9 protein-coding genes are annotated in these 13021 nt (G+C 60.4%); 2 read left to right on the top strand and 7 right to left on the bottom strand.

Annotated features, from left to right (window positions below):
- Positions 1-91 precede the first annotated feature (91 nt).
- Positions 92-2785 carry a cation-translocating P-type ATPase gene (locus DT23_RS05240; RefSeq protein WP_051697057.1) on the top strand — a complete coding sequence of 898 codons (2694 nt, stop codon included), beginning with the start codon at positions 92-94 and terminating at the stop codon, positions 2783-2785.
- Positions 2786-2858: 73 nt separating this feature from the next.
- On the opposite strand, the gene DT23_RS05235 is transcribed toward DT23_RS05240, so the two are convergent.
- From DT23_RS05235 to DT23_RS05200, 7 genes are all read right to left on the bottom strand, one after another.
- Entirely contained in the window at positions 2859-3713 is an 855-nt protein-coding gene (locus DT23_RS05235) for a universal stress protein (protein ID WP_038129037.1), read from the bottom strand.
- Between the two features lie 318 nt (positions 3714-4031).
- Positions 4032-5198, bottom strand: coding sequence for an aromatic ring-hydroxylating oxygenase subunit alpha (locus tag DT23_RS05230; protein ID WP_038129035.1), 1167 nt, complete (start codon positions 5196-5198; stop codon positions 4032-4034).
- A gap of 320 nt (positions 5199-5518) precedes the next feature.
- Positions 5519-8134, bottom strand: coding sequence for an SUMF1/EgtB/PvdO family nonheme iron enzyme (locus DT23_RS19380; protein ID WP_063139680.1), 2616 nt, complete (start codon positions 8132-8134; stop codon positions 5519-5521).
- 91 nt (positions 8135-8225) lie between these two features.
- Complete coding sequence (locus DT23_RS05215) at positions 8226-9002, bottom strand: L-fucose dehydrogenase (protein ID WP_038129033.1); 777 nt, start codon at positions 9000-9002, stop codon at positions 8226-8228.
- Positions 9003-10283 (bottom strand): L-fuconate dehydratase, encoded by a 1281-nt coding sequence (locus DT23_RS05210; RefSeq protein WP_038129030.1) that lies wholly within the window; start codon positions 10281-10283, stop codon positions 9003-9005.
- Positions 10280-11140 (bottom strand): fumarylacetoacetate hydrolase family protein, encoded by an 861-nt coding sequence (locus DT23_RS05205; protein ID WP_038129029.1) that lies wholly within the window; start codon positions 11138-11140, stop codon positions 10280-10282. Before DT23_RS05205 ends, DT23_RS05210 begins: the two co-directional genes overlap by 4 nt.
- A gap of 121 nt (positions 11141-11261) precedes the next feature.
- Complete coding sequence (locus DT23_RS05200; protein ID WP_051697066.1) at positions 11262-11963, bottom strand: SDR family oxidoreductase; 702 nt, start codon at positions 11961-11963, stop codon at positions 11262-11264.
- Between the two features lie 186 nt (positions 11964-12149).
- Between DT23_RS05200 and DT23_RS05195 the strand changes: the two genes are divergently transcribed.
- Positions 12150-12908, top strand: coding sequence for an IclR family transcriptional regulator (locus DT23_RS05195; RefSeq protein WP_038129027.1), 759 nt, complete (start codon positions 12150-12152; stop codon positions 12906-12908).
- Positions 12909-13021 lie beyond the last annotated feature (113 nt).

The raw sequence follows: 13021 nt of genomic DNA, 5'->3' as shown, positions 1-13021 counted from the left end.
ATCAGGCATCTGAGCGACAGATGCTATGTATGAGCGCGAATATCGCGCCGGCGTTTTTTCGGGGCTCTTACGGTGTAGGTGGGAAACGAGAATGAGTGATATTGGCCAGAATGACGCTTTTGCAACGCCGGTCGATATGGTTGCAAAGACCCAAAATGTGGATCCGGTCAGCGGATTGGATCAGCATGATGTCTTGAAGCGCCGGGACCGGTATGGCCCGAACCAATTGCACGCCACCGAAAAGCAAAGCGCGCTGGTCATCTTTGCAAATCAATTCAAAGGCATGATCGTCTGGCTTTTGGCCTTTGCTGCCGGGCTGTCGTTTTATTATCGCGATATCGCCGAAGGCATAGCGATTGTCGTGGTGCTGGCCATCAACGCCGCAATCGGCTTTTTCACCGAACTGCGTGCCGCCCGCTCCATGGAGGCGCTGGCGCGCATGTCCGAGTTTACCACTCGGGTGCGGCGCGGCGGAACGGTGCTTAGCGTTGACGCGCATGAACTGGTGCCGGGCGACATCGTCCTGCTGGAGGCGGGCGACGTGGTCACCGCCGATCTGCGCCTTGCTCAGGCGTCGAACCTGCAATGCGATGAATCCGTGTTGACCGGTGAATCCGTGCCCGTCGCCAAGCAGGTAGACCCCGTCGCACCCAATTCTGCCATCGGCGATCGTAAAAGCATGGCGTTCAAGGGAACGGCGATTACACAGGGCGCGGGTGAAGGCATCGTGACGTCCACCGGCATGGCCACCGAACTGGGCCGGATCAACCACCTTGTGCAGACTGCGGAGTCGGTGGCATCGCCGCTTGAACTGCGTCTGGACCGGTTGGGGCACCGGTTGGTCTGGTTGACTTTGGCCTTGGCTGTGCTGGTCATCGGTGCGGGGATCTTTCGCGGTCATGAGGTCGCGGCGATGATAGAGACCGGCGTGGCGCTGGCCGTTGCCGCCGTGCCCGAGGGCTTGCCTGTGGTCGCCACATTGTGCCTGGCCAGGGGCATGTGGCGCATGGCGGCGCGAAATGCGATTATTTCAAACTTGGCCTCGGTGGAAACTCTGGGCGCAACGACGGTGATCCTGACAGACAAGACAGGCACCATGACGGAAAACCGCATGTCGGTGGTGCGCTACCTCACATCAGGCGCGGATATAGTCATCAACCGGACTGGCAAGTCATTACAGTTTGAAACCGGCGCGGGCGAGACTGATCCGCAAGCCGATCCGCAATTGGGCGCGGTTTTACGGATCGGTGCGCTGTGCAACAACGCTGCGCTTGAGCAAGGAAACCAAGGCCCGTTGGGCGATCCGATGGAAGTGGCATTGCTGCAGGTCGCCCGGGATGCGGGTCAGGGCCGTGATGCCCTGCAACAGACCTATGAAGAGGTGCGCGAGCACGCCTTTGATCAGGACACCAAGATGATGGCCACCGTCCACCGCGACAAAGATGGCGTCTTCTATGCCGTCAAAGGTGCGCCCGAAGCGGTTTTAAAGGTATGCACCCGTGTTCTGGAACCGGACGGAGCGCGTGATCTGGACGCTGCAACCCGTGCGCAATGGCAAGAGCGCAGCCGTGGTGCAGCCAGTGACGGGTTGCGTCTATTGGCTTTGGCGCAAAAGCAGACCGAGCGCGAGGACATCCCCCCGTATGAGGGTCTTACGCTTGCCGGGATGGTCTGCCTGCGCGATCCGTTACGCGCGGATGTTGGTGCGGCAATCGCTGCCGCGCAGGCGGCGGGCGTGCGTGTCGTGATGCTGACGGGCGATCATGCCGATACTGCCGCCGCCATTGCGCGCGGGGCGGGTCTGGGGCAAGGGGGGCAGCTGACGGTCATGGAGGGCGGGGATCTGGATGCGCTGGCGTGCGAAGGGTCGGACCGCTCTTTGCAGGACCGGATTCTGTCCGCCGATGTCTTTGCCCGTGTCGCCCCGGCAACCAAGCTGAAGCTGGCAGCGCTCTATCAACAAAACGGCCATATCGTCGCGATGACCGGCGATGGCGTGAACGATGCGCCAGCCTTGAAACAGGCCGATATCGGCATTGCCATGGGGCAGCGCGGCACCGAAGTTGCACGCGAGGCGGCAGATATGGTGCTGAAGGACGATTCCGTCGGCACGATCATAGCGGCCATGCGGCAGGGGCGCGTCATCTTCGACAACATTCGCAAATTCGTCGTGTATCTGATGTCGTGCAATGTCAGCGAAGTCCTGATCGTCGGACTTGCCGTCGGAGCAGGCTTGCCGATGCCGTTATTGCCGTTGCAGATCCTGTTTCTGAACCTTGTTACAGATGTGTTTCCGGCCTTTGCATTGGGCTTTGGCGCGGGTGACGAACGTGTCATGCGTCAGCCCCCGCGCGATCCAACCGAACAGATCATCGACCGCAGCCGGTGGATCCTGATCGGCATTCTTGGTGGCGCGATTACGGCGAGCACGCTTGCTGCGTTCTCGTTGGCGTTACATTGGCTGGTGCTCCCGACCGAAGCAGCGGTCACCGTGGCGTTTCTGACCCTGGCGCTGGCGCAATTGTGGAACGTCTTCAATGTGCGAATGCCCGGCAGCGGGCTTATCGTCAACGAGGTGACGCGCAATCTTTGGGTCTGGGGCGCCCTCGTTCTTTGCGCCGGGTTGATTGCGGCAGTGTTCTGGGTGCCGGGGCTGTCCGAGCTATTGAAGTTGCCCGATCCCGGTCGCGCGGGTTTGCTGCTCGCATTGGGCGGCAGTCTTGGTCCCTTGGTCATCGGGCAGGCCATTCTTCGTTTCGGCCCAAGCCGTTGGTCGGGTGTTTGAAACGTCTTTTGCAACATGAAACCGGCGCGATAGCCGTTGCGTTCAGGGGCGCGACACGCCGCGCAGAGACAGACTAATGCCCAAGAAAGACGGCCTGATCCGTTTGTTCGATCAACGTCTGTGTGGTGCCACCCATGATGATCTCGCGCAATCTGGAGTGCCCATACGAGCCCATCACGATCAAGTCCGCGCCGATCTCTTTGGAGCGATCAAGAATGCAGTCCCCGATATCCTGACCACCGCTGGGATATTGCTGCACAGTCACGTTGCAGCCATGATGCGTCAGCCATTTGGCGACATCAACGCCCGGATCTTCGCCATCAGAAGACTCTATCTTGACGGGATCAATCGTTCCGACAACGACCTCGTCTGCCTGACGCAACAGCGGAAGGGCTTGGTGCACCGCCCTCGCAGAGTGCAAATGCGCCTTCCAGGCGACAAAGACCCGCTTTGGGCCGCTCAACGTCGTCATTGCATCATCATTTAGCAGAACGCCGACCGGAGAGCGGAACAGGATTCCGTACAACACCTTTCGCAACACCTCAGGGGACTCGCGCAAATTGCTGCCAATCAACGCCATGTCGCACAGCATGGCCCGTCGCGCGGTGGCGTCTGCTGTCATGGATGGCTCGCAAAAGACGGTAGAGACCTCACCGGACACGCCGTGCTGCTGAAGCAAGTCGCGGATTTCCGTGGCTTTGGCCTCCAACGCGGCTGTGAGAGCGACGCGTTCCTCTAACCACCCTGTCGAAATATCTGCCGTCTCGCCGGACGGGGCACCAATAGTATAATAGGGATAGTTCGGTATGTCGTCGACGACGAGGACGAACGCATGGGCCGACAGGGCGCGAAGGGCCTCAAAGCTTTTTGCCAATTCGTCCATGGCTGCGTCTTTGCCAATCGCGATCAGGATTGTGCTGTTTTTCATGCTGTTTCCCTGTGCCAATGTAAGGTGCGGTGACCCGTGAGACATCCTGTTTACGCATTATAGCTTTTCCCTAAGCACGACGTAAGGCGTCTTTCCTTCATGGGCGCGCAGCGTGATGTCGGCGAAGGTGGGAAATCAGGTTGATCTGGTCACGCAAAGACAGAAATCTCTGCGCAACCTCACACCGCGATGCCCGCACCGGTGCTTTCAACCTTTGGAACGATTGCAGCGCTGAAATGGCCGCCGGACCTCCCACCAAAATGAGCGTCACAAATGGCACGGAACAACGCGGCACTCCCCTCGCGGGGGCTAAAGGGGCTAATGCGTGGATGGGCCGTTTTGCTGTGCCTGTCCTGCGTCAATTCTTGCCATCAGGTATTGCGCGAAATCATAGTTTGGCCGTTCCAGATGGCTGAGATGGCCAGGGATCGCTGCGTCTGAACACAGGCCACGATATACTTTTTCCGTGCAGCCGCGATCCTCGACATTCACGTCATCAAGCAGGGTTTTGAGTTGGGCAAAAACCTCGTCCGTGTCCGGGTCGTCGGCGAAATCATTGGACATGCCGCCACCAAATCGGATGTGAACCTGCCCGGGTCCCTTAGGGTGCAGTGATATGTACCAGAAGTAGCCCGGTGTGAGCGTGATCATCAGGCTTGGATAAAGGGCCAGGAGATAGGTTGTGCGCCGCTCGTCGCCCTTCAAACGGTCATTCTTTTCAGGATGCGCCATCGCGATACGAAGCGATTCCTCTTTCAGAATGGTGTGGAAATTAAAGGCCGGGCGGCCCGGCGGGCAGATCATGTCCTCGAGCTTGGACAGCCCGCCAATCGTACCTGCATGGCAGACGGGCAGGTGATAGCTTTCCATGAAATTCTCGGCCAGCACCTTCCAGTTGGTGTCCCAGACGTGCTCTTCGTAGAACGACTCTGAGTAGTTCGCCATGTCATACCCCGAGATCATCTGCGCCACTTCCGACAGTTGATCGGCGACCGGTGCCGCGTCTGGGTCGAGACAGACAAAGACCCAGCCGAGCCATTCCTCGCACCGCACCTGTGGCAACCGGTACTGGTCTTTGCAAAACCCTTCGTTCTTCGTCATCGCAGGGGCACCGCGCAGCTTACCATCCAGATTATACGTCCATGCGTGATAGGGACACACGATGGTTTTGGCGTTGCCACGCCCGTGCAGCAGGGTCGACATGCGGTGCAGGCAGACGTTGCTCATCGCGCGCAAGGTGCCCTCGCGATCGCGCAACACAACAATCGGCTGACCGGCCAGTTCAGCAGACACATAATCACCGGGATTCGCCAGTGAATCCGCGCGCCCCACGCAGTACCAGTCTTTGCTAAAGATCTGCTCCAGCTCGGCTTCTACGAAAGCTGGAGATGTATAAACCTCGGTCGGCATAGCCCGCGCGCGTTCAAACGGGACCGTGGTGCTGTCCCGCAGGGCGGCAATCGGGTCTACATGGTTCTTGGGCATGGGGGTTTCTCCTTGGGCGAGTCGGCACTGGTCATTTTAAAGAGTGTGCGACCGATCTCGCGCAAAAGAAAGTGTACCCTGACTTAGCGTTGCTTAGTCACAGACTTAGCTGCGTCAGGCAAAGCAGGACATTGTTGCAGCGATCGTGCCACCGCTGACATTGATGCGGTCTGGACTTTTCAGGATGTTGTAGCATGGCGCATAAAATCAGGCGTAAACGGTATTCCTGGCAGGCTTGGCGGAACGGCCATCGCGATTGCGGTGGTGGGCACGCTGCGTGTTGTGTTGTCCCCGCTCGAGCGCGTGATTGCGGCAGAACCTCACACAGGCCGACGCGAAAACGGGAGAAGATACAGGGCCGGTTCAAATTCTCGCGCCAAGCTCAGAGGTTCCTGGCTATCCATGAGGAAACCGCGAACCTGTCCCGCCCCCGCCGCCATAAGATGAACGCAACACCCTTCCGCCAGAACCGAGCGGATGCATGTCGTCAGGGGGACAAATACGCGGGTGAACTCGCCCCGTGAGCTGACGCAAATCGCCAATTTCTCAGCATAAGACAACAACTTGATGATACCGCCGGGGCTACACGCCCCCCCCCCGGCGCTGTCGCAGGCGACGCGAAACCCGCAATTGGCGGTGGAGCTGTCGGGGTCATTGCGCGTTCGGGAATGCACATGGTAGCGGTCGCAATAGCTGACATGGCACAGAAAAGATCCGCCACGCTGAACGCGGGCGGTTCCTGTGTCAGGGCCGCGCGGGTCAAACTCGGGCAAGCGGCCGGTCGGGGGGCGGGGGCCAAAGCGATCGCCAACCCATTCCCACACATTGCCCGTCATGTTGAACATGCCATAGCCGTTCGGGCGAAACGCGTTTACCGGAGCGGTTCCGGCCCGGCCGTCTTCGGCGCTGTTGCGGGTCGGGAAATCACCTTGAAACGTGTTCATGGCATAGGCCCCGCCCGGCATCATCTCGTTGCCCCAGGGAAACTTCTGCTTGGCCAAACCACCGCGCGCGGCGCGTTCCCATTCGGCTTCGGTGGGCAGGCGCAGCCCCGACCAGCGGCAATAAGCCAGGGCGTCATACCACGCGATATGCGTGACGGGGTGGTCTTCTCTGCCGGCGGTATCCGTGCCAATGCCCTCGGGCGCCGACCAACAGGCCCCATCCACCTTGCGCCACCATGGCAGCCCCGGCGGCGTCACCGGCCACGCCTCGGGCGTGTCGAGCATCAGGTGAAAGACAAAGCTCCAGCCTTCTTGCTCGGCCACGGTTTGATAGCCTGTGGCGGCAACAAAACGGGCGTAATCGGCATTGGTCACGCTAACGGGTGACATCAGGAAGGGACGCAGTTTGACTTTGCGACGGGGGCTGTCGAAATCGGATACAAAGGTCGACTTGCGCGCACCCATTTCAAAGATGCCGCCGGGGACCGGTTTCAACCGATCGCGCAACTCGGCGGTCACATCAGGGGAGGCGGGGGTTACGGCCATAACACGGGCCATATACGCCTGTTCGCCCGCTGCGGGCGGGGCGGCCACATCCGCGTGGTTTGTTTCGAACAACCGCGCCGCTTGTCTGGCATTCATCTCGGGCAACAATACGTTGCCTTGATGCAGAAAGAAATCGGACAGCGCGTCGCTGGGGTCCGGCGCGGCGCGCACATCGGCACGCATCAGCCGCCCCACCGTCAAATTGCGGATCCAGCCGATATCATGGGCGCTGCGGATCGACTTGCCGCGCAGATGGAACCGCCATGTCGAAAAGGAATATCCAAATGTCTGGCGCACTACCATCGAGGACGTGATCGTCGCCGCCAGCGTCAGCGCGGTGATCGGAAATTCTCCCGTCAGCTCCAGCGCCAGAAACGTCATCGACAAAGGCCCGCCGACGACGGCGGTGCCAAAGGCACTCATCCCGATGACGGCCATCGCGGTGGGCGACAACATGCCCGGCATCAGCCATTCCAGCGGTACGGCGGCGATCTTTCCCACCAGCGCCCCCAGCAAAAGCGAGGCAAAAAACAGCCCGCCGCGAAAGCCCGAGCCAATGGTGATCGCCGAGCCAAGCGCCTTGAGAACAAACAGCATCAACAGCGCAGACCAGGGGGCGGCGTTTTCCAGATTGAGGTGCATCGCGCCGTGTCCGGAGGACAGGATCTCGGGGGTTATGATCGCCAGCCCACCGACCAGAATGCCACCCGTCGCAGGGCGCAGCCATATCGGGATGCGGCTTTTTGAGGCCAGGCGCTCGGTCCAGACCACGGTCATCATTACCAGAATGCCTAGCGCGGCGCAGGTGACGCCCAAGCCGAGCGCGGGCAGGAAATCAAAGGCGGAAATCGCCCCGACCGCGTCGATCTCGATGGCAAAGGCATGCCCCGAAAGCGCCTGTGAAATCAGCGTGCCGGTGATGGCCGCACCGATCGCCCCCGCCGACCCGCAGCCCACCAGAACCCGCACATCTTCGCGCCGCAGCTTCAGTTTCAGCGCCAGCTTGGAGGCGAGGCCCGAAGCGACCTGTGTATACGCCGCCTCCAGCCCCGCCGAGAGACCAAAGCCGTTCGACGCAAGGTTCTGCAATGTTACCCCGATACTATCCGTCATCGACATCCGTCCGCCATATAGCGCATTCGCTTCGACCGGATCGACGATGCTGCCGCGTCTGCGGCGCAGGTGCAGGATCAGGCTGGTCAACAACCCGCCCGCCACCGGAACGGCAATCATCTTCCAATGCGCTTGCAGATCGGACCCGCTCAGCCCGGCTTTGAGATCGACTCCATAGAACTGGCTGTGCAGTAGATGGGACAGAAAGCTGATGACGCTGACCACGACACCTGCAAGTGCGCCGACCAGAATCGCCAGCAGTAGAAAACCGATCTCGCCGCCCCGCGCAAACACGCGGCGGCGCAGCCAGCTGATGCGCGCAGGAATTGACATTCCGTGAGTTTTGCAGGGCATTGCGAACACGCTTTGGGGAGAAAGGCTCGTTCAGGGCGGAGCTGTTTTCGGGGCGAAGCCTTGGGGCGGTTCAGTCCAGGGCGCGATCCAGATGGGTGTAGCCGCCATCTACAAAGACCCATTGTCCGGTCGTATGGCCGGCGCGGTCCGACAGCAGAAACACGGTCTGGTCGGCAAGCTCGCGCGGCTCGGTCATCCGTTGGCCCAGCGGAATGCGGCGGGTGATCTCGGATAGCTGCGCTTTGGGGTCGTCAAACGTCTCCATCCAGCGCGCATAAAGCGGCGTCATGCTTTCCGCCGGGATCACCGCATTCACGCGCACCCCGTCTTTGGCCAACGCCGCCGCCCATTCCCGCGTCAGTGCCAGCTGCGCGCCCTTGGCGGCTGCATAGGCCGAGGTGTTGCCTTGTCCCGTCACGGCCGTTTTTGACGAGATATTCACAATCGCGCCTTTGCTTGCGCGCAGATGGGGGGCGCAGAGATGTGCCATCGTGTAATAGTGGGTCAGATTGCGCTCGATCGAGGCGCGAAAGGCGTCGGGCCCGGCCTCAAGACCCACAGAGTCATTGGCCCCGGCATTATTGACCAACCCGTTGATCCGGCCAAATGTCTCGACCACCTGATCGACGGCAGTGCGACATTGGGCTTCATCTGTCAGCTCTGTCAAAATTACCATTGCCCGCGGGCTTTGTGCGCGAAGCTGCGACAGAAACTCCGGCTCGGCTGCGCTGCGCGCCAGAATGACGGGGATCGCCCCCTCAGCGGCAAGCGAGAGCGAAATCGCCGCGCCAATTCCCGACGCGCCGCCCGTCACAAAGATAACCTTGTCCTGTAATCCCAGATCCATTCAACCGTGCTCCTTGAATTCATAATCGCGCAAAGATGCCGGTTTCATCTCGATGGAAAACCCCGGCAGCGAGGGGGGCATATAGGCGGCATTGCGGATGGTGCAGGGGTCGAGGAAATGCTCGTGCAGGTGGTCGACAAACTCGATCACCCGGCCTTCGCGGGTACCTGCGATGCACAGGTAATCAATCATCGACATGTGCTGCACATATTCGCACAGACCCACGCCGCCCGCATGGGGGCAGACCTTGAGATCGTATTTCGCCGCCATCAGCATGACCGCCAGAACCTCGTTCAAGCCGCCCATCCGGCAACTGTCGATCTGCACCACGTCAATCGCGCCGCGCATGATCAACTGCTTGAAGATGATGCGGTTCTGGCACATCTCGCCCGTCGCGACCTGCACGGTGGCGACAGCCTCGCGGATCTTGCGATGGCCTTCGATATCGTCGGGGCTTGTGGGTTCCTCGATGAACCACGGGTTGGCAAACGCAAGCTGGTTCACCCAGTCAATCGCCTGATCCACCTCCCAGACCTGATTGGCGTCGATCATCAGCGTCACATCCGGTCCACATTCATCGCGCACGATGCTCAAGCGGCGGATGTCATCTTGAAGATCGCGACCGACTTTCATCTTGATATGTTGGAAGCCCGCGGCGAGCGCTTCACGACACAGGCGGCGCAGTTTGGCGTCGTCATAGCCAAGCCAGCCCGCCGAGGTGGTGTAGCAGGGATAGCCCTCGGCCTTGAGGGTTTCGATCCGTCCGGCTTTGCCCGCAGCGGCCTTGGTCAGGAAATCCAGCGCCCATTCGGGCGTGATGCAATCGGTGAGATAGCGGAAATCGATGCAACGTACCAATTCTTCGGGCGTCATATCGGCCACCAGTTGCCAGACGGGTTTTCCGGCCTCTTTCGCCCACAGGTCCCAAGCGGCATTCACCACTGCGCCTGTGGCCAGATGGATCGCGCCCTTATCCGGCCCGATCCAGCGTAACTGGCTGTCCGAGGTGACATGGCGCCAGAAGCGGCCCATATCCGCGGCGATCCATTCGGTATCCAGACCGACCAGCAGGGGGCGCAGCGCAGCAATCGCTGCGGTGCAAATCTCGTTCCCCCGGCCAATCGTAAATGTCAGACCATGGCCTTCATGCGCTCCGTCGGTCTCCAGAATTACATAGGCCGCCGAATAGTCCGGATCGGGGTTCATCGCGTCTGACCCGTCCAGCGAGGCCGATGTCGGAAAGCGGATATCGAGGGTGCGAAGGCCGGTGATCTTGCTCATTTCACAGCCTCAAGGACGCGCTGGGTCTGCTCGCCCAGGCCCTCAATTCCAAGGCGCATCACCTCGCCGCCCTTCAGATAGACCTGCGGGGTCTGGCCCATGCCAACGCCCGGAGGCGTACCCGTCGAGATGATGTCACCGGGTTGCAATGACATGAAACGCGAGCAATAGGCGATCAGGAAGGGCACCTTGTAAACCATCGTGGCGGTCGAGCCGTTCTGATAGCGCTTGCCATCGACCTCCAGCCACATCGCAAGATTGTCGAAATCGCCGACCTCATCGGGGGTTACCAGCCACGGGCCGGTCGGGCCGAAGGTGTCACAGCCCTTGCCCTTGTCCCAGGTGCCTTCGCGCTCGATCTGGAACTCGCGCTCCGACACATCGTTGATGACGCAAAAGCCGGCGACATGGGACAGCGCGTCTGCCTCGTCGATGTAAGAGCCGCCTTTGCCGATCACGACACCCAGCTCGACCTCCCAATCGGTTTTCACCGAGTCGCGCGGGATTTGCACATCGTCATCGGGTCCGACAATGGCCGAAGTCCATTTGTTAAAGATCACCGGTTCTGACGGGATCGCCGCGCCCGTTTCAGCGGCGTGGTCGGCATAGTTCAGGCCGATGCAGATGAATTTGCCGGTCGCGCCCACGCAGGGACCAAGGCGCAGGTCTTTCTGCGCCACGCCATCGACCTTTGGCAGGGTCGTGACATCAAGTGCGGCGAGTTTTGCAAGGGTTTCGGGGGCCAGTGCAGAGCCCGCCAGATCGGGGATATGGGCGCTGAGATCGCGCACATTGCCGTCCTGATCCAGCAATCCGGGTTTTTCCTGCCCTGCCGGGCCATAACGCAAGAATTTCATGAGAGGCGGTCTCCTGATATGGGACGCGGTCTGCGGTGACCGGCCCCGTGGTGTTGTTATGTGGAACAAAGCTGCGCTGCGGCGGCGATCCGGCCAGCCCCAACGCCGCGTTCAAGCGGTGTCAGATGGTGACCCCGCCATCGACGAGAAAGGCCTGCCCGGTCACATAGCTGCTTGCGTCCGATAGCAGGTAGGTGATCATCGGCGTCAGATCGTCGACCGTGGCCAGACGTCCCATCGGCTGGCGCGCGATGAAGTTCTTTTCGGCTTGTACCGGGTCGGGGGCGCTGTTGATGCGGCCGCGCAACGAGGGTGTGTCGACCGTTCCCGGGCACAGCGCGTTGCACCGGATGCCCTGCGCGACGAAATCCGCAGCAATCGATTTCGTCAATCCGATGACAGCGGCTTTCGTGGTGCCGTAAACAGCGCGCGACGGAAAGCCCTTAATCGAAGACGCCATAGACGCCATGTTCAGGATCGGCACCGATCCGGTGGTCTTGGCGCGCTCGATCATGCCGGGCAGAAAGGCGCGACACATCCGCATCATCGAGGTGATATTGACGTCGATACTCAGCGCCCAGTCTTCATCGGAGACCTCAAGGATCGTGCCGTTGTGCACCATGCCGGCGCAGTTGAACAGCCCGTCCAGCGGCCCCACGCGCGCCGCGATGTCGATAATCGCCTGCCCGTCACGCACATCAAGATAGTCTGTCGTGATGGCGGGATGCTGCGCCGAGAGCGTTGCGAGGGCATCGGTGTTGATGTCCGTGGCGATGACCTTTGCACCAAGATTGGCGCAGGCGATAGCGCTTGCGCGCCCCATTCCCTGGCCCGCGGCGGTGATCAGTATTGTTTTGTCCTTCACGGCATAGTCCTCCCTGTAGCGGTGTTCATATATAAATAGATTGTTCTTATTTGGTCAATCTCTTTCTCTCGCCCCTTGATTTCCACGCGGGCTTGCGGCACTTCATCAAGATGCGATCAGCGCAAGGGGCTTGGGAAAACGACTATGACGGAGCAACGCTATCGGGCCCCCGCGCTCGACAAAGGGCTTGATATTCTTGAACTTCTCGCCGTCTGCCCCCGAGGTTTGACCCGATCCGAAATCGTGAAGGAATTGGGCAAAAGCCCCAGCGAGATCTACCGGATGCTCGAGCGGCTGGTAGCGCGCAATTATGTCAGCCGGTCGTTTGAGGGGGATCGCTACGCGCTGACGATGAAGCTGTTTCACCTCGCGGCGTCTTACCCGCCGCTGCACCGTCTGGTGATGAATGCGCAGCCCCTGATGGACGAGTTCGCAAAGACCTCCAGGCAATCGGTGCATCTTGTCATTGAGGATATGGCGCAGGCGCATGTCGTGGCACATGCCTCCAGCCCCGCCGTCTGGGAATTCCGCCTGCGCGTTGGGGCGGTTCTCGATTTGCTGCATACAGGCTCGGGGCTGACTTTGCTGGCGTTCATGCAGGGCGAGTGCGCCGCGCAGCTGCTGGCCGCACCGCCCTACGGGCTGAAAAACATCCCCCCCGACATCACCCGCGATTTCGCAGAAATCCGCGAGAAGGGCTATCATGCCCGCGCCAGCAAACAGCTTGTGGGCGTGACCGATATTTCTGTTCCGATCCATTCTTCCAATGACGAGGTCGTGGCGGTTCTGACATGCCCCTTCCTGCCCCATATCGCCCCGCCCGGCGACCCTGATGAAACGATTGATGTTGCCGGCGTCGTAGATCTTCTGCGCAAGGCGGCGGCGCAAATCTCGAAGCCCTGATGCGCAAGACAAATGACCCGCCCGCCGCGCCCGTAAGGCGGAACACACCCTGATCGCCCGGCTTTGTCTATCCGGCTCCATTTAGCTGTAAGTATCAAAGAATCCGTTCGGGA

It is taken from the genome of Thioclava indica, from assembly GCF_000714545.1.
GTDB classification, from domain to species: domain Bacteria; phylum Pseudomonadota; class Alphaproteobacteria; order Rhodobacterales; family Rhodobacteraceae; genus Thioclava; species Thioclava indica.
Note: the sequence above shows the minus strand (reverse complement) of the source record. Positions and strands in the feature narration are given on the sequence as shown.

Bases quoted from the DNA above. Each gene is read 5' to 3' on its own strand.
- DT23_RS05215 (WP_038129033.1), bottom strand. From the start codon at position 9,002: ATGGATCTGGGATTACAGGACAAGGTTATCTTTGTGACGGGCGGCGCG.
- DT23_RS05200 (WP_051697066.1), bottom strand. From the start codon at position 11,963: ATGGGGCGCGCAAGCGCTATCGCCTGCGCCAATCTTGGTGCAAAGGTC.
- DT23_RS05195 (WP_038129027.1), top strand. From the start codon at position 12,150: ATGACGGAGCAACGCTATCGGGCCCCCGCGCTCGACAAAGGGCTTGAT.
- DT23_RS05235 (WP_038129037.1), bottom strand. From the start codon at position 3,713: ATGAAAAACAGCACAATCCTGATCGCGATTGGCAAAGACGCAGCCATG.
- DT23_RS05230 (WP_038129035.1), bottom strand. From the start codon at position 5,198: ATGCCCAAGAACCATGTAGACCCGATTGCCGCCCTGCGGGACAGCACC.
- DT23_RS05240 (WP_051697057.1), top strand. From the start codon at position 92: ATGAGTGATATTGGCCAGAATGACGCTTTTGCAACGCCGGTCGATATG.
- DT23_RS05210 (WP_038129030.1), bottom strand. From the start codon at position 10,283: ATGAGCAAGATCACCGGCCTTCGCACCCTCGATATCCGCTTTCCGACA.
- DT23_RS05205 (WP_038129029.1), bottom strand. From the start codon at position 11,140: ATGAAATTCTTGCGTTATGGCCCGGCAGGGCAGGAAAAACCCGGATTG.
- DT23_RS19380 (WP_063139680.1), bottom strand. From the start codon at position 8,134: ATGTCAATTCCTGCGCGCATCAGCTGGCTGCGCCGCCGCGTGTTTGCG.